The 24238-nt window shown below is 61.8% G+C and carries 21 protein-coding genes; 6 read left to right on the top strand and 15 right to left on the bottom strand.

Annotated elements, in window-relative coordinates; translation table 11 throughout:
• Positions 1-1644, bottom strand: a complete 1644-nt coding sequence (gene amrB, locus AB1792_08030) for an AmmeMemoRadiSam system protein B (GenBank protein ID MEW5702160.1) — start codon at positions 1642-1644, stop codon at positions 1-3.
• Complete coding sequence (amrS, locus tag AB1792_08025; GenBank protein MEW5702159.1) at positions 1637-2824, bottom strand: AmmeMemoRadiSam system radical SAM enzyme; 1188 nt, start codon at positions 2822-2824, stop codon at positions 1637-1639. The genes amrB and amrS overlap by 8 nt, the downstream gene beginning before the upstream one ends.
• 441 nt (positions 2825-3265) lie before the next feature.
• Between amrS and AB1792_08020 the strand changes: the two genes are divergently transcribed.
• The 3 genes from AB1792_08020 to AB1792_08010 all read left to right on the top strand — a co-directional run bounded on the left by AB1792_08020 (position 3266) and on the right by AB1792_08010 (position 5161).
• Positions 3266-4030, top strand: coding sequence for a 4Fe-4S binding protein (locus AB1792_08020; protein MEW5702158.1), 765 nt, complete (start codon positions 3266-3268; stop codon positions 4028-4030).
• A gap of 14 nt (positions 4031-4044) precedes the next feature.
• A complete protein-coding gene (locus AB1792_08015; GenBank protein ID MEW5702157.1) occupies positions 4045-4401 on the top strand; it encodes a hypothetical protein in 357 nt (118 codons plus the stop codon).
• 199 nt (positions 4402-4600) lie between these two features.
• Entirely contained in the window at positions 4601-5161 is a 561-nt protein-coding gene (locus AB1792_08010) for a hypothetical protein (GenBank protein MEW5702156.1), read from the top strand.
• Positions 5162-5461: 300 nt separating this feature from the next.
• On the opposite strand, the gene phoU is transcribed toward AB1792_08010, so the two are convergent.
• The 9 genes from phoU to AB1792_07965 all read right to left on the bottom strand — a co-directional run bounded on the left by phoU (position 5462) and on the right by AB1792_07965 (position 14705).
• Positions 5462-6121, bottom strand: coding sequence for a phosphate signaling complex protein PhoU (gene phoU / locus AB1792_08005; GenBank protein ID MEW5702155.1), 660 nt, complete (start codon positions 6119-6121; stop codon positions 5462-5464).
• Positions 6122-6146: 25 nt separating this feature from the next.
• Complete coding sequence (gene pstB / locus AB1792_08000; protein MEW5702154.1) at positions 6147-6890, bottom strand: phosphate ABC transporter ATP-binding protein PstB; 744 nt, start codon at positions 6888-6890, stop codon at positions 6147-6149.
• Positions 6891-6998: 108 nt separating this feature from the next.
• Positions 6999-7973 carry a phosphate ABC transporter permease PstA gene (pstA, locus tag AB1792_07995; GenBank protein MEW5702153.1) on the bottom strand — a complete coding sequence of 325 codons (975 nt, stop codon included), beginning with the start codon at positions 7971-7973 and terminating at the stop codon, positions 6999-7001.
• Between the two features lie 5 nt (positions 7974-7978).
• Positions 7979-8992: a phosphate ABC transporter permease subunit PstC gene (gene pstC, locus AB1792_07990; protein MEW5702152.1), complete on the bottom strand. Its 1014-nt coding sequence runs from the start codon at positions 8990-8992 to the stop codon at positions 7979-7981.
• Positions 8989-9867, bottom strand: coding sequence for a phosphate ABC transporter substrate-binding protein (locus tag AB1792_07985; GenBank protein MEW5702151.1), 879 nt, complete (start codon positions 9865-9867; stop codon positions 8989-8991). The genes pstC and AB1792_07985 overlap by 4 nt, the downstream gene beginning before the upstream one ends.
• A 207-nt stretch (positions 9868-10074) precedes the next feature.
• Positions 10075-10932: a phosphate ABC transporter substrate-binding protein gene (locus AB1792_07980; protein MEW5702150.1), complete on the bottom strand. Its 858-nt coding sequence runs from the start codon at positions 10930-10932 to the stop codon at positions 10075-10077.
• 26 nt (positions 10933-10958) lie between these two features.
• Complete coding sequence (locus AB1792_07975; GenBank protein ID MEW5702149.1) at positions 10959-12152, bottom strand: porin; 1194 nt, start codon at positions 12150-12152, stop codon at positions 10959-10961.
• Between the two features lie 287 nt (positions 12153-12439).
• Positions 12440-13792 carry an ATP-binding protein gene (locus AB1792_07970; GenBank protein MEW5702148.1) on the bottom strand — a complete coding sequence of 451 codons (1353 nt, stop codon included), beginning with the start codon at positions 13790-13792 and terminating at the stop codon, positions 12440-12442.
• Between the two features lie 220 nt (positions 13793-14012).
• Positions 14013-14705 (bottom strand): response regulator transcription factor, encoded by a 693-nt coding sequence (locus AB1792_07965; GenBank protein MEW5702147.1) that lies wholly within the window; start codon positions 14703-14705, stop codon positions 14013-14015.
• Positions 14706-14951: 246 nt separating this feature from the next.
• Here AB1792_07965 and AB1792_07960 point away from each other — a divergent pair, with 246 nt between their 5' ends.
• Together AB1792_07960 and AB1792_07955 are read left to right on the top strand one after the other, a co-directional pair.
• Positions 14952-16403 carry a putative sulfate exporter family transporter gene (locus AB1792_07960; GenBank protein MEW5702146.1) on the top strand — a complete coding sequence of 484 codons (1452 nt, stop codon included), beginning with the start codon at positions 14952-14954 and terminating at the stop codon, positions 16401-16403.
• A 246-nt stretch (positions 16404-16649) separates the two neighbouring features.
• Positions 16650-16802: a hypothetical protein gene (locus AB1792_07955; GenBank protein MEW5702145.1), complete on the top strand. Its 153-nt coding sequence runs from the start codon at positions 16650-16652 to the stop codon at positions 16800-16802.
• 129 nt (positions 16803-16931) lie between these two features.
• Here the strand turns inward: AB1792_07955 and AB1792_07950 are convergent, their stop codons facing one another.
• The 4 genes from AB1792_07950 to AB1792_07935 all read right to left on the bottom strand — a co-directional run bounded on the left by AB1792_07950 (position 16932) and on the right by AB1792_07935 (position 20966).
• Positions 16932-17216: a hypothetical protein gene (locus tag AB1792_07950; GenBank protein ID MEW5702144.1), complete on the bottom strand. Its 285-nt coding sequence runs from the start codon at positions 17214-17216 to the stop codon at positions 16932-16934.
• Positions 17217-18193: 977 nt separating this feature from the next.
• A complete protein-coding gene (locus AB1792_07945) occupies positions 18194-18871 on the bottom strand; it encodes a hypothetical protein (protein ID MEW5702143.1) in 678 nt (225 codons plus the stop codon).
• Positions 18872-19561: 690 nt separating this feature from the next.
• A complete protein-coding gene (locus AB1792_07940; protein MEW5702142.1) occupies positions 19562-19879 on the bottom strand; it encodes a hypothetical protein in 318 nt (105 codons plus the stop codon).
• 181 nt (positions 19880-20060) lie between these two features.
• Positions 20061-20966: a hypothetical protein gene (locus tag AB1792_07935; protein MEW5702141.1), complete on the bottom strand. Its 906-nt coding sequence runs from the start codon at positions 20964-20966 to the stop codon at positions 20061-20063.
• Between the two features lie 868 nt (positions 20967-21834).
• Between AB1792_07935 and AB1792_07930 the strand changes: the two genes are divergently transcribed.
• A complete protein-coding gene (locus AB1792_07930) occupies positions 21835-24099 on the top strand; it encodes a sigma 54-interacting transcriptional regulator (protein MEW5702140.1) in 2265 nt (754 codons plus the stop codon).
• Positions 24100-24238: the final 139 nt, after the last annotated feature.

Raw genomic sequence — 24238 nt, 5'->3', positions numbered from 1 at the left:
TCAGCGGTCGAAATCCGACTCGCTGAACACCTTGGCTTGGAATGTCTGGAATCTCGCGCCGGTCCGCCACGCGTCGCGCGGCAGGCCGGCTTTGGCACAAAGCTGCTCGAGCATCTGATCGCGGTCCCAGCCCTGTTCCGTCGCCACTTGCGGGAGGAAGACAGCCGAGCGGCCGTCCTTTTCGAGCAGAACGCCGTCGCGGCCGACTTGGATGTCCTCGTACGAAGACACCGGCCGATAGGGGGTCAGGATGGAAATCTCAATCTGTGCTTGCGGCAACTCTTCCGGCTCCAACGGTGGGAAACGCCGGTCATTGAACGCCGCCTGCAGGGCACAGTAGCCGACCGCTTGTTCGAGGGGAAGGTCCGCTGCCATATGCCCGATGCAGCCGCGCAGTTCGCCGCGCTCTTTGAGTGTGACAAACACGCCGGCGCCGCGAAGCAGATCCGGGTCGTCTCCCCGCGCCAATGGCGCGGTCTCGGTTTCCAGGAACTGCCGGATGGTCTTGCGGGCAAAGCGCAAGAGCGTTCGCTTGCCCTCAGGAGTCAACACGGGAGTATCGGCCGGAGTCAATCCACTTTCGGCGATCGTGATACCGTTGTCGGCGAGAGAGTCTCGGACGATGGCGATGGCGGCATAGCCGACGACCCGCGTGCGGTCCGCGAGCGCTGTTTCCCCGGAATTGGCCCGACTGATCAGGCGGGCGCCGTGTGCGCCGAGATGGCGGGCGGCGACGGCGGCGACCATGATCGGCGCCTCGCCGCAGGCGCAGGTCACCAGGTTCGCAACATTCCTCCGCACCAACCGCCCCAACGTCTGATGTATCGAGTCGGCATCCAGAGTGAGAATGGCCCGTATGGTCTCGCGATCGATCCGCCGCGCGTCTTCATAGTCGGGATAGTGGGACAGATCGGAACTGGCGACGATCAAGGGCCGCCGTCCCGCCAGCGACGCGGCCAGGGCCTCGCCGAAACGCGTGCAGAGCGCCAAATCGGGCTCCCCGATGACGGCTGGGAGAATCGGCACGTGAGGAAACAGCCGCTGCACAAAGGGAAGCAGGACTTCGATGGAGTGCTCGCGGGCGTGGACGGATTCAATGAATGTGACGTCCTTGTCGGTCGCCAGCAGACGCGCCGCCAGATCGCGAGCCACCGGGACATCGCCCAACGGCGTGCGGAATGCGCCCTCGGCATAGACGGAGACACCACTGAACCGCGGCACTGTATGGTTGGTTCCCAGAAGTACTATGACGTCGTAGTCAAAGGACGATGCCTGGCAGAACGCGTCGGCCGCGATCTGGCCGGAGTAAATGTATCCGGCGTGCGGCGCAATCAACGCAATCGGTCGCTCGGCGAGCGGTATGATCGCGTCCTCGAAATAGCAATCGACGGCGCGCGCCAACACGGTGGAATCAGCCGGGTAGAATTGACCGGCCACGGCAGGAGGGCGGATGTGGTCGCCGCCCGCGCGGACCGGGGACGCGTTCCATCCCAACGCGACAGAAACGACGCAAGCCAGGACTACACCGATGGGGCCATGCGCCGTGCGCTGAAGCGCAGACACCGGACGGGTCACCGCGACAGATCGGGACGATCCATCGTGACGACCGGGAGGATGAGCGATGCTCTCATCACGCCTAATCATGGGATAAACTCCACACACCGGCGATCGGCTCGCGACAGTATCGGCACCGTCCGTCCCCGATGTTCATGGCACTGATGAAGAAACCACTGCGCTCGATGACCGCGCGCCCGCACTGGGGACAGTACGTGTTGTCGCCGGGATGGCCGGGGACATTCCCGACATAAGGGTAGTGCATGCCGGCCTCACGGGCGATCGCGTAAGCACGTTCCAGCGTCCCGACCGGAGTGGGGGGCAGGTTCAGCATCTGGTAGTCGGGATGGAAACGGGTGAAATGCACGGGGACATCGGGGCCCAGTTCCCCCATCACCCACTTCACCAGGTCGGTCATCATGGTCTCCGAGTCGTTCAAGCTCGGCACCACGAGATTGACGATTTCCAGGTGGACGCCGCTGCGCGCAACCTGCTTGATACTGCGCAGGACCGGCGCCAACTCGGCGCTGCACACGCGCTGGTAGAACTCCGGACTGAACCCCTTCAGGTCGATCTTGATCGCGCGGAGGACCGAACACATCTCGGTCAGCGGCGCTTCATTCATGAATCCGCAACTGACCAGCACACAGGGAATCCCATGCGGCCGGGCGAGACGGGCAATATCGGTGAGGTACTCCGTGAACACGGTCGGTTCATTGTAGGTGAAGGCGATCACTTGCACATCGGGACGCGCGGCCTTGGCCACGATCGTGTCCGGAGGCGTGTATGGTCCGGCGTAGTCTTCCGGCCGCGCCTGCGAGATCTCCCAATTCTGACAGAACTTACAGTGCAGCGGGCAGCCCGCGGTCGCCAGTGAGAATGCCGCCGATCCGGGAAGGAAGTGATAGAACGGCTTTTTCTCGATCGGGTCGATGTGGACGGTGATGGGACGGCCGTACACGAGAGTGCGTAGCTCGCCGTTCAGATTCATGCGGGCGCGACAGCCGCCGCGTTCGCCCTCCCGTATGACACAGCCCCGGGCGCACAACAGGCACTTGACGATCCCGTTGGCGTGAACGTGCCGATCACCGGAAACGCTGTCACCGGCGGCATGGCAGGTCAGGCATGAGGTTCCCGGAGCATTTGCCGCGACCCAGTAACGCGCCAGCGGCGCATCACGCAAGAGGGCGACATTGAACGGCTCTGAGTCTACGCCGGCCAGAGCCGGCTGGCTCAGCCACTCGAGCCAGCCGGGGCATGTCAACGCCAACCCGACGCCTCCCAATGCCAGGCCCGCACGCGACGTCCAAAGCAGAAACTCCCGTCGCGATAACGGGTGCCTTGCCCCGACTTCTAACTCGTTGTCGTGCGGAACAAGCACCGGATGCCTCCTGCGGCCGGCTGCCGCACCATCATCGGCACGTCCATTATACGTACTCGGCATTCGCCCGGGGGCAAGATCCTGCATTATCTCCCACCGCGTAGCCCCGTAGTACCGCGGTGCGAGGCCCGAGGCGTCTCGGCCGGGCTCCATTCCTCATAAGACAACGCAGAGTACGGGCAGGAGTCCGTCAATGTGACCGCGGAAGGGGCAATTGTCGTTTTTGACACGCAATGGCCGACGGTCCCCATATACTGGTGGCGAGGGTCATGATCGGACTCTCCGGGAATCCGATCGGAGAACTCACATGGTCTGAGGATGAGGTCACGGATGCGGACAAGATACATACGCTATGGTCTTCTGACGGTCATTGTTGGTCTCGTAGTCTACCTCGCGCTCGGTCTTGGCACGCGGTCGTTTGAGACCTTCTGCCCGTTCGGCGGCATGGAGAGCTTGTGGGGTTTGTACACGGCGGGCGAGTTCAGTTGCGCCCTCGGCCCCCTGAACCTATCGCTGCTCTTGGCGGTGCTGGTGCTCGCCCTGGTCGCCAAGAAGGCGTTCTGCGGTTGGGCCTGTCCGATCGGTTTCTTGGGGGAATTGTGCGGTCGACTCGGGCGCACGGTGACCGGACGGAGCGCCTCGCCGACCGCGGGTCTTGATCGGGGGATGAGACTCTTGCGCTATGTTGTTCTGGCGATGTCACTCTACTTCACATATAAAACCGGCGAACTGATCCTGCGCGGGTACGATCCGTTCTACTTGATCTTCTCCGGTATCGGCCATGGCTCGGCGGGTGTGATATCGTGGGCCGTCCTGGCCGTCATCCTCGTCGGGGCGCTGGTGATCCCGATGTTCTTCTGCCGGTATCTCTGCCCGCTGGGCGCGGTGTTCGACCCATTCAGCCGCCTGGGTCTGATCAAGGTGGTTCGCAATGACGAGACCTGTACGGCGTGCGGCAACTGCCAGTCGGCCTGCCCACATGACATACCTGTACACACGCTCTCGCGTGTCAGACATCGGGACTGCACTAACTGTCTTGAGTGCATTGATGCCTGCCCGGAGCGCAATGTGCTTTCACTGCGTACGACACTGTAGAGGTCGCCATGTCCGTGCCCAAACTCGCAATTCCTGTCCTGGTCATCGCCCTGCTCTTCGGAGGTTTCGCCTTTCGCAATTCCTTCACGCAGCCGACTACGGCCGTGACCGTGGGGGAGGGGAGCGGTGCCACACTCGACTGCATCGTCGACGGCGTCAAATGCAAAGGCACTGCGGCGTTTTTCACGTCGCTCTATAAGGACGTGCCCGGAATCGAGAAGATCGAAACCTATGCGTCCGATCACCGCGCCGTCTTCACCTATGACCCCGTCCGCATCAGTCCCGATCAGATCCGCGTGATCATGGAAACGCCGGTGCAACTGGACGATGGCACGAGTGTCCAGGTGTTCACCTGTATGTCCATGAAGTAGACCGGCTGGCGACCGCAGTACCACGCGGGATGAACCGGGTCTTCGCCCTGATCATCCACGGGGTCAGTGGCATGGACGGACCCCCCGGACCGCGCGCAGAAGACGATTGACACCCTGTCGACCGTGTCGTACTCTAACCGGTGGACAAAAGGATGCCGAAAATAGTCCACTATCCACAATTATGCACGGGGAGGGTGTCATGACCGGGTTGCCCGCGCTATGGCTGCCGATTCTACTGTCGGCGGTGTTCGTGTTCCTGCTCAGTTGGCTGCTCCATACGGTGCTGCCGTGGCATAAGAAGGACTACCGGCCGGTGCCGGACCAGGACAAGGTCATGGATGCGCTGCGTCCCTTTGCCATCCCGCCGGGCGACTACATGCTGCCGTGCGCCGCGGATATGAAACAGATGTGCACGCCGGAGTTCAGGGAAAAGCTGAACAAGGGACCGATTGCGGTCATGACGGTGCTGCCGAATGGCCCGTTCTCGATGGGGAAGAGTCTCGCCCTCTGGTTTCTCTATCTGATCGTGGTCGGCATCTTTGCCGCCTACATCGCCGGGCGGGCGTTGCCGGTGGGTGCCCCATATCTGTCCGTGTTTCGCTTTGCGGGGTGCACAGCCTTCGTCGGGCACTCGCTGGCGCTCTGGCAGATGTCGATCTGGTATCAGCGCTCGTGCACGACCACGATCAAGGCGACGATCGACGGGCTTCTCTACGGTCTCGTGACCGCCGGCGTCTTCGGCTGGCTGTGGCCGCGCTGATGGAATAGGGCCTGATCGATCGCCAAGGTAGACAGACTCCCAGGGCCTCTGACTGGATGAGCGGGCGAAAGAGCTCCCTCACCCGATCCGTCCTCCGGATGCCGTGCCTGCCGGCAGGCAGGGATCGACCTCTCCCCGCCAGAGGCGGACAAGCCGGAGGGAGAGGTGAGATTTCCCCCCCTCTGGGGAGAGGGCAGGGAAAGGGGTTGTGACCCGCGGATTACGCATGCCGAGGCACCAACCCACCTTGGACTTCTCATTCTGTCAGACGCTCTTATTGACTTCAACGCTCTCGATACTTCAGTCGGTCCGCTGGTGCCGGATGTCACGGCCTTCGAGGAAGTAGATGACGTCCTCGGCGATGTTGGTGGCGTGGTCGGCGATCCGCTCCAGGTGATGGGCGACGAGGACAAGCTGCATGGTCTGCACGAAGGAATGTGCCCGATCCTCCGCCTGACGGACGAGCTCAGTTTCGATGTCGTGACGCAAGGCATCCGCGGATCTCTCATCCTCTAGGACCTTCTGTGCCAGGTCCACATCCCGGCGAATGAACGCATCCAACGCGTCCGCCACCATTCCGGAGGCGACCCGTACCAGCGGGGTCAGATCAACCGACGGCCATTCGCCCCCGGATTGCTCCAGAGTGGCGGCGCGATTCAGCAGATTGACGGTCTGGTCGCCGATGCGCTCCAGGTCGGCATTCATCTTCAACGCCGAGGCCACGAGTCGCAGGTCGGCCGCTGCCGGCTGCCTGAGCGCCAGAAGGCGGAGGCAGATCTCGTCAATCTGCATGTGCAGCCGATTGACTTCCTCCTCGTCGCGCTCCAGCGTCCCGGCCTCAGCCGTGGAGTGCTCCGTCAGGAAGCGGACCGCCTGGCTGATCATGGACTCCACCAGTGTGCCCATGGTGGCCAGTTGCTGCCGCAGCTCGGCGAGTTCTTCTTCGAAATGACGCTGCATGGAAGTCGTCTATCCGGCGTTCGGATCAGCCGAACCGTCCGGTCACGTAGTCCTCGGTCTGCTTTTCCCGAGGTGTGGTGAAGATCGTGGCGGTCGGCCCGAACTCGATCAACCGGCCCATGTAGAAGAAGCCGGTGTATTGCGAGATGCGCGCCGCCTGTTGCATGTTATGGGTCACGATGACGATGGTGTAGCGTTTGCGGAGATCCTCGATGAGTTCCTCGATCTTGGCGGTCGAGATCGGATCGAGCGCCGAGGCCGGTTCATCCATGAGCAGGACTTCCGGACGAACGGCCAGTGCGCGGGCGATGCAGAGGCGCTGCTGTTGGCCGCCCGACAGCATGAGCGCCGGCCGGCGCACGTCATCCTTCACTTCCTCCCAGAGCGCCGCCAACTGCAGGGATTCCTCCACGGCGCCGTCGATCACACGGCGGTCCCGGACCCCGGCGATGCGGAGGCCGAACGCCACGTTTTCGTAGATCGACTTGGCGAAGGGATTGGACCGCTGGAAGACCATGCCGATCCGCCGGCGCAGCGCCGTCACGTCCACGTTCGGGGCGTAGATCGGGGCATCGTCGATGGTAACCTCTCCCATCACCCGCGTCCCCGGTATATGGTCGTTCATCCGGTTGAGTGTGCGCAGGAAGGTCGTCTTGCCGCACCCCGAGGGCCCGATCAACGACGTCACAACATTCGGGAAGATGTCGAAATCCACGCGGTACAGGACTTGCAGTGCGCCGTAGTAGAAGTCCAAGGCACGCGTGCGCATCTTCGGCGTGACCGGTTCGATCACCGGCCCTTCGTTCACGTGCAGACGCGGTTCCGGGCGGCCGTTCCTTGTCGACGTCGGCAATGGCATGGGAACCGTCGTCATCGTCTATGATGCAACCTGGCGCCGCCGCAACCGTGAGCGGATCAGGACCGCCAGCGCGTTGAGTGCAAACGTGAGCATCAGGAGGACCAAGACGGTCGAGTACAGGATGGGAAGCGTGGCCTCCACGTCGGGCGACTGCGTCGACATGACGTACACATGATAGCCCAATTCCATGAATTGGTCATTCAGTTTGTGGGGCAGGTAGGGCAGAAAATACGCGGCCCCGGTGAACATGATCGGCGCCACTTCACCGGCGCCGCGGGATACCGCGAGGATGCCTCCGGTCAAGATTCCCGTCATGGCATTGGGCAACACGACGCGGGAGATCGTCTGCCAGCGTGTCGCACCGAGGGAATACGACGCTTCGAGATAGTCGCGCGGAATGGCGCGCATGGCCTCCTCGGTCGCCACGATGACCACCGGGAGGGTCAGGAGCGCCAGAGTGAGCGATGCCCAGATGATGGCCGGCTGTGCGAAGGTCAGTTCGCCGCCGAAGAAGGAGCGATCGATCCCCCGTCCGACAAACTGCACAAAGAACCCGAGGCCGAAGAGACCGAACACGATCGACGGTACACCGGCGAGGTTGTTGACCGCGACCCGTACGAGGCGGGAAAACGCCGAGTCCGGTCGCGCATAGTAGCGCAAGTACACCGCCGTGGCGACACCCAGCGGGATCACGGCGAGCGTCATCAACACAACCAGAAAGACCGTCCCGAAAATCGCCGGGAAGATGCCTCCGGCCGTCATTCCTTCTTTGGGCGCCGTGGTCAAGAATTCCCAAGTCAGTCGTCCGACCCCTCCGGCCGTGACGTTCCAGAGGATGACAACCAGCAGGGCCAGGACACAGACCGTCAATGCGCCGGTTAGTAGCGGCAGCGGAGACAGCCAGCGGCGCCAGCGGGCGCGATGAGCCAGCGGCCGCGCCGGCACGGCCAATGACCCGCTCACCGAAGGCAACTCGCCACCTGGGGTCATCATGATCTTCAGCCTGCGATGCCGGACAGCCGACGCTTCAAACGCCCGACGTACACCTCACCCGCCAGGTTGACCAGGAAAGTCACCACAAACAGCAGGGCACCGATGAAGAACAGAACATGATAGTGCGCTGAGTCGTGCACGACTTCCGCCAATTCCGCGGCGATCGTGGCCGACATGGTGCGAATCGAATCGGAGAGCGAGAGCGTCCATAGGGCCGCGTTGCCGGACGCCATCAGCACGATCATGGTTTCACCAATGGCCCGCCCGAACCCCAGAGCAATGGCCGCCAGAATCCCGGGTGCCGCCGCCGGCAGGACGACCCGTCGGGCCGCCGCCCATGGCCCGGCGCCGAGGGCGAGAGCGGCTTCACGGTACTGGCGCGGCACGGCCCGCAACGCCTCCTCGGCGACCGTGTAGATCACGGGGATGATCGCCACACCGAGCGCGACGCCCGCGGTGGTGGCATTCAAGCGGTATTTCCAGCCGAAGAGCACCTTCAGCCAGTCGGCCATCACCATCAGCGCGAAGAACCCAAGTACGACCGAGGGAATCCCGGCCAACATTTCGATGACCGGTTTGATGAACTCACGGGCGCGCCGCGGTGCGAACTCGGATGAGTACATCGCGGCGCCGACGGCAAGCGGGGTGGCAAACAAGATGGCGACCAGAGTCGCCTTCAGAGAACCGAGCACCAACGGCGGCAGCGCATACTTGGGGACGTCGGAGACCGGTTGCCAGATGAACGTTTTGGGCTTACCGGGTCGCGGCTCCACTTTTTCGAGCATCTGGCCGACCGTGACTTCCTTGTGCACTTCAGGAGATGTCAGTACGGGAAGGGCCTCCTTGCCGACGAACACGAAGATGAGAATGATCGATGCGATGGTTCCGAATGCGGCAAGGCCAATCAACCGGTGAGCGATCTGATCCCGTCGCCGGTCGGCGACACGAAGAGGAAAGGCGCGTCGGGGAGCGGAACCGGCAAGGTGAGAACCGGGGGCCTTCATCTGCGGCGGCGTCATCGGATGCTCCGAGTCGTGTCGCCATCGGGTCGATCTCCGACGTGGCCGCTGTCCGGCAGGCGGTAATACCCGACTTTGGTAACGATGCTCTGTCCTTCCGGCCCCAGGACCCAGTCGATCAGGTCTCTCGTCGGTCCCGCGGGAGAACCGGCGGTGTACCAGTAGAGGTTGCGTGATAGAGGGTATTTCATGGCGGCGACGTTATCCTGAGTGGCCGCATAGTATTCGGACGAAGAATCGGTGGCCAGAGCCACGGTCCGGACGCCCTTGGTGTACCCTATCCCTCCATAGCCGATCGCCTGACGATCTTTGGCGACAACGTTGACGATAGATGCCGTTCCCTGCAACATCTGGCACTCCGGTGAGAACTCGCCTTTCGCCAAGACGCGTTCTTTGAAGAACGCAAAGGTGCCGGAGTTGTTTTCCCGCGAGTAGAGCGCAATTTCCAGATCTGCTCCGCCGACCTGACGCCAGTTCGTGATGTCGCCCTGGTAGATCATTCGAAGCTGGTGCAGCGTGAGCCGTTGCACGGGGTTGTCCTTATGGACGTAGATGGCAATCCCATCCATGGCCGTCGGTATCTCGATCGCCGGGACAGCGCGCCGGTCGAGGAGTTCCGCCTTCTCCTTTTCGGAAATCGCACGGGACGACTGCGCGACGTCCGCCGAGCCGTTGATCAGAGCCGCGATGCCTGTGCCCGAGCCACCCCCAGTCACCTGCACCACAGCGCCCGGGTGCGTGCGCATGTAGACCTCGGCCCAGCGCTGCCCGAGAATCACCATGGTGTCGGAACCCTTGATCGTCACCGCCGCACCGGCAGAGACGGCGCCGGCCAGAAGCATCGCGACCCAGGCGACAGAACATGCTCTTCTCATGACAATCTCACAACTCCGGCCACGCCTCCATCTGCTCAACAGTACGACGTCGATCAACGCCTGCATCGCCCCGCAAGCGACAGCGGTCACGACTGAGTGCTCTGCGGTTTGACCGGCGGACGCCACATGTCCGCACGCCTGCAGCGTCGCGTGGCCTGCACAATGACGCCCGAGAGCGGGCCAAGGTCCAGCCGTGCTTTCCGTCCCTCACTTCCCGGCCGTGGCCTTTGACGCAACCGGGAAGTACCCTGTCTCAGTGACAACCGCCTGTCCCGATGGTGACAGGACCCAGTCGACCAGCTTCTTGATGTCGCCTTCCGGTTTGGTGCGCAGGTACCAGTAGAGGTCGCGCGCCAGGGGATACTTGCCGTTTTCCACCATCTCCTTGGTCGGAGGATAGGCCACAGAGTCGGCCGCCACAGCCACGGCACACTGCTTGACGCCCTTCGCGTAGGCCGCGCCGCCATAACCGATCCCGTTGGGATCCTTGGACACCGCATTGACAACGCTGGCCGTCCCGGGGAGCGTCGCCACGGCCGGCGCGAAATCTTCCCCTTCGAGGACGTTATCCTTGAAGAAGACATAGGTGCCGGAGTTGTTCTCCCGCCCGTAGAGATTGATGTCCGCATCCGGGCCGCCGAGATCCTTCCAACTCGTGATCTCGCCCACATAGATCTTCCGCAACTGCTCGATGGTCAATTGCGACACCGGATTGCTCTCACTCACGTAGACCGTCATGCCGTCCTTGGCAACCGGGATCTCGGTTCCCTGTGTGAAGTAGCGTTCCTTCATCTTCGTCTTTTCTGCCGGCTTCATGGGACGCGAGGCCTGACAGATATCGGTGGTGCCGTTGATCAATGCCGCGATGCCAGTGCCGCTGCCGCCGCCGGTGACCTGAATGACGATGCCGGGGTGCTCCTTCATGTACACTTCAGCCCAGCGTTGCCCCAGAATCACCATCGTGTCCGATCCTTTGATCGTGATGGCGCGTCCCGCGGACCCTGAGACCGCGATTCCCGCCACCATCAATGATGCCGCAACGATGAATGCCGTAATCCGCTTCATACCCATTCCCTCCTCCGAGAGACTCGTCAGATAGTATAAACCCATTCCAGAGTGATGGTGTTGTCCTTTACCTCGTTTTTACCCGCGGTCTTCGGGATCTCATAGATGAGCTTGAGCTTGCTGTTGCCGTCCCAGAAGTAGATCAAACCCAGACCATACGTCGTTGTCTGGTCTTGTTCGGTATCCCTGTCCGGGTCATAGAAATCCAGACGTGAGATCCACTGAAACCTTTCTCTGAGATTCTGCGCCCAGACGATGTCCAACCCGAGCACGTTGCGGGTTGTGTCGCCGGAGAGAAAACCCTTGGCGTTCTTGGGCTCTTTGCCGGCTACGAGCTCGCCTTTGAGCACACCGCCGCCCAGGCGCGGAAGCTCGTAGAAGTATTGTGCGTCAACGCCGTAGCGGATCTTGTCGGTGGTCGACGGCTGCTGCGCGGGGATCGACTGGTCGCTGGGGTTGAACTGTTTTCCCCAGTATCCGGACACGCCGAAGTCGAGGAACCCCAGCCCGCACGTCGCCCGAGCGATGACGTCTTTTGACTTGTTAGGGTCATTGGAGTTGAACGACTTATCATCCACGCCATTGCCATTATAGAGCCCCGCCTGAAGTCCCAATGTGTACCTGTCTTCAACGAGGAAGGACGTCTCCACCTTTACGCCGCGGTCGCGCTCGCCCGGAAACAGCGTGCGCGCCCACCGGGCCCGTTCCGGGAATTCGCGTTTGGAGGATGAGAACGAGATCTCGTAACCGAACAGCCAGTTGAATTGCCCCAAGGTGAACGTCAATTGACTCCACGGTTCGGTTACGCTGACGTAGGCATCCTTGAGCGAGACACCCGATGCCGAGCCGTCAAAGGAGACCGCTCCCGCGGCATTCGGGCTGGCTTGAAAGGCCGCTTTGAGTCGGGTGCGCCGGATGAAGAACCGGTTGAGCAGTTGCCCCTGGTTCTTCTTATCTGAGGATGTCGTCCCCAGAGCCGGACTGCCGATGGCATCATCATGGTACTCGTAGCGCGCCTGCACGTAGCCGGTGATCTTGACCTTCTTCAGCTTGGCAATGTCTGACTCCGCTATCGCCAGTCTCTCCTGCACTCCTGCCATCTGATCGGTGACCTGGTTGAGTTGGTCGTAAAGACTGTCGCTTTCAGGTTCCTCGCCTTTCGCCCAATGGGCTCCACCCATCAGTAAGCTGGCGCACAGTGCATATCGGATCAGTGTCACGGCACGGATCCTGCTCCGGGTCGCCTGCTTTGTCGTGGTGGGTCGGTTCAATTTCTCCTCCTTTGATATTCGTGAACGTACTATTCTCCCGTGGCGTGGCAGAGATGAAAGCCCCACACGAGTAAACGCCTGGTAATTGATGTGTTAATTTCATGTAAATTCTCGGCACGGGCCTCGTGCGGTCGGACCGGATCGGATCGCGAGTCTATGAGCGGACCGAGCTTCGAGGGCTTGGGCAGAGCGGAACCCCCCGGCTATGAGCTGTGCATGGCCGGAGGCACCGAGGGTCAATCTGGGCGGGTCTGGGGAAGACGGATGATGAAGCGGCTGCCGGTCGGCAGGTTGGGCTCGTACGAGGCGGAGCCACCGTGCGCCTCCGCCAAGTGCTTGACGATGGACAGGCCAAGCCCGGTTCCCCCCATGTCGCGCGACCGGCCGCGATCCACGCGGAAGAACCGCTCGAACAGCCGCGCCTGATCGGCTTCGGGCACACCGATGCCGTTGTCGGCGACTACGATGACAAGGTCATCTCCATCGAATGCTGTCGATATGTTGATGCGACCGCCGTCGGGGGTGTATTTCCCGGCGTTGTCGATCAGATTCATCAACATCCGTTCCAGCGCATCCCGGTCGGCGTAAACACGATCGACCGCGGAGGACGTCTCGAGAGTCAGTGTCTGGCGCTTCAAGTCGAACGCATGCCCGGTGTTTGACCGTATCTCCTCCAGCAGGTCGGGAAGGGGGAATTCGGTGCGCGTCAGTTGGTATCCCGGCGCTTCGATCCGCGACAATTCCAGGAGATCCCCGACGATACGGTCCATCCGGGCGGCATTTCGTTCAACGGTGTCGAGGAATCTGCCTGCCTCATCGCCAGAGACCCCCAGGTCGCGTAGCGCCGAAACGTACCCAATGATTGCGGTCAGGGGGGTTCGTAGCTCGTGGGAGACGTTCGCGACGAAGTCCCGGCGCATCTGCTCCATCCGGCGACGGGCCGTCACGTCGCGTACGACCAGCACGCCCCATACGTCGTCGTCACGTGCCGCGGCGATCATGGCGGGGCGTGCCACAAGTATGCGGCGTCGTGGCGCCATGGTCTCCAGCTCCTCGCTTTCCTGGGCTTCACCCGTCAGCAGTCTTTCCAGAAGCTCATTCAATCCACGGTCACGGAAGGCCTCAGCCTGGTGGCAGCCAATCGGGTCTGCGAGGAGGGAGCGATAGAAGCGGAGAAACGCATCATTGACCAGCCGAACAATCCCCTGTCGGTCGATGGCCAGCACGCCGTCGGACATGTTGGCCAGTACGGCCTGAAGCTGATCTCGTTCCCGGCCGGATTCCAGGAATCTCCATTGAACTTCGTCGGCCATCTGATTGAAATCGTGGGCCAGCTCACTGAGCACATCCGACCGGCGGTAGGGATCAATCGGTACCCGAGCATTCCAATCGCCCCGCGCGAAACGCGTCGCCGTCTCGGTCAATCCCGCCAATCGCCGTTGCGCTCGTAATCGCGACCACCAAACGCCCACCAAGACCACGACCACGCTCAGAAGCAGCGTGGCCGCGTTCCAGTGACCGGACGCCCAGAGTCCAAGTGCGGCCGCAACGAGTGCGATGGTGCCGGCGATCGACCAGGTGCGTGGCATGATCCACCCGGGAACGACGATCATAGTCTAACAGGTTGCTGAAAAAGAGCCAACCACTGTCATTCCGAGTCCCGCCGTTCTCCGGCGGGACGAGGAATCTGCTTTCTTCTCATAGGAAGAAACGGCAGATTCCCCGCTTCCCTCGCTTTCGCTTGGGGCAAGTCGCCCGGAATAACAAGTGGGGGCAATCCATCACTTCCACGCGTCTTTCTGCACCCCGCTAAAGCTCATCGCGCAGCTTGTAGCCGATGTTCTTCACGGTGACGATTGCCGCAGCCAACAGCGGTATCTTCTCGCGCAGATGCCGAACGTGGACGTCGACGGTGCGAGTCGACCCGTAGTAGTCGTATCCCCACACGGTGTTGAGCAGGAACTCGCGCGTGAGTACCCGGCCACGGGCACGAAGAAACGCTTCCAGCAGGCCGAATTCCTTGGCCGTGAGCGCGATCGGGGTCCCATCGACCTTCAACTCGAACCTGGCGCGGTCTATCTGCAAAGGACCGTACTGGTAGGAGGAGGGCGCTTTTTCGCCGCGTTCCAGCCGTCTCAGCATGGAGCGTACGCGCGCCAGAAGCTCGCGGGGAGAGAATGGCTTTGTCAGGTAGTCATCCGCTCCCATCTCCAGGCCGATGACCTTGTCGCTTTCCTCGGCCTTGGCCGTCAGCATGATGATCGGGATGAGCATGGTGCCTTCGGCTTGGCGCAGTCGGCGGGTGATCTCCAGACCGTCGATTCCCGGCAGCATCAGATCGAGGATGATCAGATCGGGCTTCTCCTTTTCGGCCCGCGCCAGGGCGGTCCGGCCGTCCCCCACGCGATAGGCGGTGAAACCCTCGCGCTGCAAATAATGAACGACGAGATCGCCGATGTCCTTCTCGTCCTCGACGACGAGGATTCGTCGTGGGGCTGCCATCGATTGTGAACATACCCCCCGGCGGGCGACAGATCAAGCCCGGCTGGAGAACGGGAACCCCCGCGCGAGGTGGCGGACCCGCCTCTTCGAGAACATGCATCATGCCGACCATCCGGTTCGGGGGGCCGTAAGGGTTGTTGCCTGTTGGTCCTTCGTTCGCTATGATGGCGGACGCCAAGAATCCGGCGACCTTGTGAACCCATTCTCGACCGGGATCACAATCCGGCAGACAGGGAGGCAATCACGGTGGATGCCAAGGTTCAAGACGGTCGGCGATTTCGTCTGAGCGAAGACTGGTTGGCGGTGGCGATTGGTCTGTTCCTCTTCCTGTTGTCCCTGGCCACCTTGGGTGGATGGGACCTGCTGGGTTGGGTTGTGACGACGAAGGTCTGGACGAGTCTCGCGGTGGCCTTGAAGCCGGTCTCCAGCGGTTATGGCCAGCTCCCCGGCTGGCTGTCACTCCTCCTTACGTACCTCTTCCTGCTTGGCCTACTCTCCTGCGGGGCAATGTTCTTGGGCGTCGGTCTCCGGAAGTTTGCATCTGCATTCACGCTGGTGTTTGTCATCAGCTATGTCTGCTGGATCGCCGGCGGTTGGGCGCATATCGCGGCAACGACCAACCAGCACGGGTCGTTCGGCATATCCTGGTCACTCAACCTGACCTCGGAGGCCGGGTACATCATCGCTCTGATCGTCGGGCTGCTGATCGGCAATTTCGCCCCCGGCTGGGTCGGTGCCATGCGAGGCGCCCTGCTGCCGGAGTTGTACATCAAGACCGCGATCGTCGTTTTGGGGGGCTTCCTGGGGATTACGGCGGCGGAGCAACTGGGGCTGGCCACATCGGTCATCTTCCGGGGGCTGTGTGCCATCGTCGAGGCCTACCTCATCTACTGGGCGCTCGTCTATTTCGTGGCCCGCAAGTGGTTCAAGTTCAGCCGCGAGTGGTCGGTACCTCTGGCCAGCGGCATTTCCATCTGCGGCGTCTCGGCGGCGATCGCCACCGGCTCGGCGATCAAAGCCCGGCCGGTCGTGCCGATCATGGTCTCCTCCTTGGTCGTGATCTTTGCCGTCGTGGAGCTGATTGCGTTGCCCTTCATCGCCCAACATTTCCTGCATGACGAGCCGATGGTGGCGGGGGCCTGGATGGGACTGGCGGTCAAGACCGATGGCGCCGCGGTCGCGAGCGGCGCCATCTCGGAGTCGCTCATCTTGGCCAAGGCCGCTGAACAGGGCATCCGCTACCAGCCCGGTTGGATCATGGCGACGACGACAACCGTGAAAGTGTTCATCGATACCTTCATCGCGGTCTGGGCGTTCATCCTCGCTTGGATCTGGTCGGCGAAGATCGAGCGCACCACTGGGGGACGGATTTCGGCCGTCCAGATCTGGGAGAGATTCCCGAAGTTCATCATCGGGTATATCGCCACGTTCGGGGCTGTCATCCTCATTGGCGCCCTGTCGCCCGGGTCGGTTGCTCTGACCAAGGCCGCCATGAATCAGGCCAATGTTCTGCGCGGCATCTTCTTCGTCATGACGTTCTTCACGATCGGCGTCGTCTCCGACTTCCGGAGGCTGTGGGCCGAGGGGATCGGCCGTCTCGCCCTTGTCTATGTGATCTGCCTGTTCGGGTTCATTATCTGGATCGGGCTGGTGATCTCATGGCTGTTCTTTCACGGCGTGAAGCCGCCGCTGTTGTGACCGGGCACTGCTGGGAACTTCGCACATGACCCTTGGAGCATCTAACACAATGAGAAGCTCAACGTGCGATGTGGCTTCGGCCTGTGCAATGCACCGGTGGCAGCCCCTCACCCTGCCCTCTCCCCAGAGAGGAGAGGGGAATCACCAACCTCTCCCCCCGGGAGAGGTCGCCCGCCGCAGGCGGGCGGGTGTGGGTGTTCTTCTATCGCTTACTCTGCTGGAATTTCTCATGGAGGGCATCGAACCATGACCGAGCCGAAACTCGCAGACGAGCTGCAGCGGATGCAGCACGAGCCGCTGTTGCCGATCGAGAAAAAACTGATCGCGTGGAGCATCGCGCTGGGGCTGTTTTTGATCGTCGTTCTGGTCTGGGTCAGCAGCACCTTCTTCGAGGTGTGATTCCCTCTCAGTCTGCCTCCGTGGGCATCCGGCAGCGTTGACTCCCGCCCGTTGCCGGCGTGGAAACACGAGTCCGCCGTCAACGGCGTGCCCTGATCCGGACTCCAATGGCGCGACATCACGATTCTGCTACCGACCCGGATACCGATAACGGATCTCCTGATCGCGCGTCAGGGAGGGGAAAGGGAGGTTCACGCGAAACACGAAGCGTCGCAGGTCCCACTTCGCACGTACGCTCGATCTGTCACCATGCGATGAGTACATCGGGACGTCCACCCGGACAATCCATTCATCCGGTTCATACTCGTTTGGATTCTTTCCCATGGTGAACCCGAGACCCAACTCGGCGAATTCCCCGGATTGCCCGTCGCTGCGCGTCAGAGCGGCGTAGGGCCGGGCATAAGCGCGCCACATCAGATTGCCACGAGGCCTCGGCACCGGTGCCTTGAAAGCCGGTTGTGCGATAGCGGCGAAGCGGCACCGCGCCCAGTTGACCATCGATGGCGAGGTCGAACAGTTCCTGAATGGGCAAGTCTCCTGATGCGATCCCCCAATGCATCCAGACCTCCCAGTGGCGATGCGGCCAGGTGATTCGCCCTGTCAAGAGGCGATACGAGAAGTCTCTGCCCAAGTCACGGATGCTCAGTGCACCATGCAGCCATATCCGGACAGGATGCAGGATCGTTGGGTGTTGCGGCTGAGAGAGTCTGATGTCGGCGCGTCCCCACGCGCGTTGGCCCCCAGACCAATCGTGCGGGCCAAGGGCTTCGAGACTGACATACTCCTCCCGATATGCTCCTGCGACAACCGAAAGCCATTCTTCTTCCTCGAGTTCTGACAGGCCGAGCGACAACTGAATTCCACCGCCGCGACAACCGAGGCGGTTGTACAGCGACACACCAATGTCCGACCTCATGTCGGTGCGCCGCAGGAGTCCCACCGACAATGCGATTTGGCCGGACAAACGGTCCTCGCGCTGTTCATACGAGGGCAGCGCCCCCAGTGCCAGCGCCGACGATGTACTCTGACCTCCGTCCCAAGTTAACCACGCGGCTGCCCCCAAGACCCAGCCAAACCGCTCCTGGTATGAAGGGAATGGTAACGCCCCAAAGCCCAGTCGGCCGACCGACCACAGCGGCCTCTGCGCCTCACAGACCGGGCCCTCGTTCTTGATCGTCCCGAATAGGCCGGAGGGATTCGACGTGTCCGTCGCGGTCGGCCCAACGACGTCTATTGAGTCGGGCATGGGGGCCGGTCGCACTTCTGCCTGAGCAGGAGACGTTCCTCCCGAGACGAAGCCCACAGTCGTGAATATGAGTAGACCGATGATCAATGCGCTGAGAATCGGTGGTACCGTCGGTTGCCCCATTCATCCGACCGGAACCATGACGTTACCGGTTCGGGTATCGGTACGAGACATTCTCCGACTGGCCGGCAAACTCGATCGGCAGGTTCAGACGAACCCGAAACCGTCGCAGGTCCCATTTCGCGCGACGCATCGACAACCCCGGATCATCTGCGCCGCTGGAATAGAAGGGGAGATCGATTCTGAGAACCCAATTGTCAGCATGGAATCCCCATTCCATGTAGTCGCCCGTGAGGGCAATACCGAGCTCCCAGAGGTCGCGATGACATCCATCCGCGTGCGCATAGCTGGCGAACGGTCGCAGGAAGAAGTCGGCGTAGCTCAATGAAAGGCGTCCCTCCACTCCGCCAGCACCCAACCCTTTGGTTCGGATCAGCCGAATCGGCAGTCCCGCGACACCTCCCTCGACTGCAGCGTCAAACCACTGCTGAACGGGGACATGACCGCTCGCAGCGCCCCAATACCCCCAGATTCGAAACTCCGGCCAAACCCTCTCCAGTGACGCTGATAGCTTGCGATACACGAAATCACCGCCTGCAATGTCGGTACCGACGGTTCCATTCAGCCGGGTCCTAATACCGAGAACGATCGGTGCACCCTTCTCTTGGTCGTCGTACTCGATCGTAAGCCGCGCCGCTGTCTGGTTGCCGACATCCCAATCCTGCGACTTCAACCACGCTGACGCACGGTAATCCTCACGCAAGACATATATCCTTGCAGACAGCCAACTCTCAAAAGCAGCCGGTCCTGCCTGAGCACGGAATTCAAGACCAGCACCGAGTCCGCGTCTTCCTACTCGCGAGTAGAAGTCGCCCGCGAGATGAAAACTGGTCGTGTCCTCCCGACCCCCAAGGTCGAGATCGGGAGAGATGCGTCCCGCAATCCTGTCGTCCCGCACGGAGTACAGGAGTTGAAGCAACAGACCACCCGATCCCGTGAGCCGGGTATGCTCCCAAGAAACGCGTGTCAGGCCGCCGACTTCCCACCCGTACTGCTCCTGATAGTACGCATCCGGAAAGGGCGCGAAACGATACGGCCCGATACGGAACAGGGATTTCTCGGCCCAGCAGACGGGGCCCGAAGACTTGATTGTGCCGAAGAAATTCTGATCGGTATCTCTACCGGTATCCGGTGAACATCGGAAACTCGCTGAATCGGGGAGGCGTAGTCTGGATTCTCCGATTCCGTTCGAAACCGGCGCGGTGCTCGTTGACGTTTGTCCCCGCACTGGAATCCCCGTCAAGAGCATCAAGAGCAATGTCCGCGTGAATCGAACTTGGATCAAACAGGGATTTCCCATACTGGCTCCCCCTTGATTATCTCAGATGCAAGAACGACTGCCTTCTGAAGATCGGGGGGAGCGCCGTCCGGCACTCCCCCCTTGCTCCCCTAATCAATCCTGTTGCCTGCTGCGGAAGCTGCGGCAGCGCCTGCCCGCCCCCTCGTCGCCATTCCGGAACCACTTCCAACAGTTCTTCGCCCAGCCGTAGACGGCTCCCCACGGGCTCCATGCTGTCCGTGGTCCTTCGTTCGGTGCTCCACCTGCTGTTAGCAAGCCTGGTGCAACCGCTGACGCCGCCACGGCCGGCTGCGACGCATGGTTCAAGAACACACTTGTGTGCGTCGCCGGCACGAAGGCCAGCAGGACGAGCAACATATCGGTCAGCATGATCGTGACCGCCAGCGAGGTCAAGAGTTTTCTTGCATTCATGGCCATCCTCCCGATGTGGGTGATTGAATTCCACTTGGTCATTCGCCTTGCAACTACACGGTTTGTGGCTACATTGTGGCGCCTCCTTTCCTTGAGGGGGTGGCCCCGGTGGCTGTGGTGGGATCGCCCGATCGTCCCATGGCCCCGGGGTTCCGTTTTGACCCTTTCGTTGGAATCGCCGCTAGTCCGTTGGTACATAAGCGCGTAACTCGGCCGTCGTCAGTGCGCCACGCACGATGACATCGAGAACCTGACCGTTTGTCGGGTCGAGCATCACGCGGGTTTCGTCCCAGCGCTCCACCCGATCAAATGGGCAATTGCAGTTGGGCTTGGCCAAGTCGATCTGCCAAGCGCTCGTTGAATCAGATGACCTCCAAACGAGGGCGACACGAGTCATCACCCTGCTCTGAGACGTGCTGCCCGGCCCGAGAAAGTCTCGAACTCGCTGCAAGCCGGTCGCCTCTTGGAGCGCCGACTCTGGCGGGATGATCCTTCCCCACCCGCTCACCGCCATCTTGGGCCAGACCTTGTTGCCGCTGGCGGTGCCGACGAACTCAGTCACGGAGGCGGCCAAGGCTTCTGCGCCGCCAAAACCCTCAATGACGGCCTGAACGGCCCCGTCCCGGATCAGCCAGGCGCTAGGGAGATACCGGAGTCGTTGAGTGGTTTCTTCGTCCAAGCGAAAGCACCCAAGCGCGTCAACTGACGTCGGGCTCCCGGGGACACGAGCCGGCGTCTTCAGGACCAGGGCAAGCGGGCGAACGCCGGTGTTTATCGCGGGAAGGCGACCTCCGGTGAGTCGACCGACGAGGTCACGCGAATCATCGTCGGCGGGATCGAAGAAGACGATCGCGGTCTTTGACCTTGGCCGGTCGGCCCGAAAGGCCTCCGAATTCCCGGGTAGCGGCAGGAATTCCAAGTCTTCAACTGACTCACCGGGGGATGGTATTTCCGGCGCTTCTTGGTGGGGAAACAGGTCGAAGCGGATGGCGAAGACAACGGCGGCGGAGACGGTGCCCCAAAGTACCGCTAACGCGCCAAGTACCCGAAATCCGATTCTGGGGAATCTACCCTTTCTTCCGCCCATGTTCGGCCTGCCTATGCTGACTCTTGCAGGCGAAGGGATCGAATCTGTCCCCCGCCGCCGACGGGGTAGCATGCGTGGCGTGTCGGCGGCGGGGTCCGAACGAGGCCCGCTCCCCCCGGAGAGACTCTCCAAGCGGGCGCCGACAGCACAGGCAGCAACTGCTGTGCCCAGGCCAGAGGCGCCGCACGTCCGATCTTCCCTCGTTGACTGCCAATCGAATGGCCGCTTCAGGGACTCCCTTGCGGGTTGTTGAAGGTGCGTAGTGCGTCGCGCTACTTCGCAGCACCACTACGCAGCGTGCCCGAAAAACGCATTCTCCTCCTCCGGCCGTATCCGGCAGTGGAATAGTCGACCCATTCGCGGGTAGTAGGCACAGAACACGTTCCTGCATTGCCGCTGCCGCTTTGTTGGTGAAGAACAGCGCTTGACTATGTGTACTTCACGACATATGGAATGTCCGGGTAGCAGGCCACCGGCCGCTTCAGCCGGGGCCGGAAACCGAATCTGCACGAGTCGAGAATGGGTGTTGTACCGCGCGGAGTTCACGCGGAGGTTGAACGTTTTCCCTAAAGGAGGTTTTGGCCATGAAGTTGACCAAGCTGTTGCTGGTGATCTGTCTGTGTGTCTTGGTCCTGTCGCCCAGTGCATGGGGGATCAGCCGGGAACGACTGACGACGTCTGCGGGACACCCCAACGATGACTTGAGTATTGCGACCACCTCAAGTCACAGACTGCGCGGCAGTGTCCTGTTTGTCGGTTGGCCCGGTCTTCGTTTGCCGTTGCCGCTGGCTTGGCTGCCCGTGCCAAAGACAGCACCTTCGTCATCGGCCCCGTCTCGCTGGCTGTCGAACCCAAGGAAGGTCCGTCGATGAGCGCGACTGTCACGCACACATGGGTCGCCGCCGTCGAAGAGAGAATGAAGCACCGGGATTATGAAACGGCGCTCAAGCTGCTTCGGCGTGAGGCCGACGCTCGGGCCGGTACTCATGGGACCAATGATCGCTGGACCATGGACGCTCTGTGCGGAGAGTGCCTGGCGTTCCTCGGCCGTTATCAGGAAGCCTTGTCCGTCTCGCGCCAGGTCGCGCGGGCACTGCAACAGGGCGATGACCATGGGCTTTATGCCCGAGCCTGCTTTTCGATGTCCGTGGCGCAGTACTATCTGGGCGATCTCGAGGCCGCATGCGAAAGTGCCAATCTGGCTCTCTTCACCTACAAGAGGATCGATGCGCCGGAAGGCGAAGCCCGGGCGCTCAACTGGCTCGGAAACATCCTCTTTGACAGGTCCGAGTATCGGCAGGCCATCGCCAGCTACAGGGCGTGCGCGGACATCGCACTGCGACATGGTCTGCCGCGATGGGTCGCCGTTGCCAACAGCAACACGGCCCGTACCCACCTGCTCACGGGGCACCTGGCTGAGGCCAAGGAAACTCTCCGCGGTGTCCGTGAGTTTCACGCGGAGAACGGCGACGTCCTCAGCGTGATTCGCTTTGATCTTTCGGCGAGCTACGCCGATATCCTCGGCCATCGCTTTGCGGAAGCGGAAGCCACACTGCAGCGTCTACGCGCTGAGCGCACGATATGCTCGTACCCCCGGGAGGAGGGAATCTGGTACGAGTACATGGGAGAGTTGGAGTTCTCCCGCGGTCGGTTGGACGCAGCGGCCGCCCAGCTCGAGTGCGCAGTCTCACGGGGGGTGGAGATATCCTCGGAGACGATCATTGGTCAATCGCGTCGGCTTCTGGCCGAGGTCCGTTTGGCGCAGGGCGACCTCGATGGCGCGATAGCCGAAGGGGAACGGGCACTGGTCTCGATTCGCAAGGTCGGTGAACGCTTCGAGGAGGGGGCGGTCCACCGTGTGTTCGGTGAGGTTTGTTCACGTCGCGGGGAGGTGGGCGAGGCGGCCAGGGCGTTTCGACAGTCGGTTCACATTCTCCGTTCCATTGGTGCCCAACTGGAATGGGGCAAGTCATGCTTGTCGGCGGGGCGGTGTCCGTTGTTGTCCAATCGGGAGCGGCTGGCATACCTGATGGAAGCCGAGCGACTCTTTGACGAGGTCGGCGTATCCTACTGGGTCGAGCAGACCGACTCCGAACTGGTGCGGATTTCGGAGGACACAACCGCCAGGATCTATCCGCGCAACGGCGACTCGCGCAACGGCAAACCCACGTTCGTCGCCGAAGACGCGTCGACGGTGGAAACACTGCGTCTGGCCGAGCGTTACGCCCGCAGTGACATAGCCATCCTGATCACCGGCGAGACCGGCACCGGCAAGGATCTTTTGGCTCGCTACATTCACGGCGTGAGCCCGCGCCATGAGGGTCCCTTCGTCAGTGTGGATCTGAACACGATCCCGGAGGCGTTGTGGGAAAGTGAGCTGTTCGGCCACAGCAAGGGAACATTCACCGGAGCAGCCGGGGCGAAGCCAGGGCTCTTGGAAACGGCGGCGGGAGGAACGGTCTTCCTCAACGAGATCGGGGACCTGGCTGTGGGGCTGCAGGCGAAGCTCCTGGAGCTTCTGGACACGAAGCACATCCGGCGGCTCGGTGAGACAGCGTCCCGCGCACTCGACGTTCGCTTCATCGCGGCGACGAACCGTGATCTGCGGGAGGCCGTGGACAAGGGCATATTCCGTGCCGACCTGTTTTTCCGCCTGGAACAGGCACCGCTGCATCTGGCGTCGCTTCGCGATCGCCGCGGCGATGTGCTTCCGTTGATTCGGCACTTTCTGGCCGAGTTCACCGTGCCCGCACACTGCACGGTCGATCTGGCAGATCAATCATGGGTGCGGCGTGCCCTGCAGGCTGCTTGGGATGGCAACGTCCGTCAGTTGCGCAACTTCCTGTGGCGGCTGGCAACACTCACTGAGCCCAACGGCAACGGCGAATTCGCGCGATGTGCTGAGGAACTCCTGGACCGTCATCCGGTCCGTTCCCGCGAACAGGGTGATCCGGGTTCTGCTGACCAGCTTTCGGTCCGACTGCGCACGGTCCTGGAGCGGAACAACTGGAATCAGCGTGCCTCGGCGCGGGAGTTGGGCATATCCGAGGGAGGAGTGCGTCACCGGATGCGGCGGTGGGATGTAATGCGTCCAGGGCTTGAACGAAGCCCATCAGCGCCTGCCGGACGGTGAAATCAACGCACGGTGTTGAAGCGATAGCCCGCGGGATATCATCCCCGCGGGCTGGCGCTTCGTCGTCCCGACTCTATTACGAGAGGCGGACAAGGGGCTACACCCATTGTCACCGGTGAGGTCGCAGGTCGGTCGCCTA

Source organism: Candidatus Zixiibacteriota bacterium (assembly GCA_040752595.1).
GTDB lineage: Bacteria > Zixibacteria > MSB-5A5 > WJJR01 > WJJR01 > JACQFV01.
This window is presented reverse-complemented; position numbering and strand designations above follow the sequence as displayed.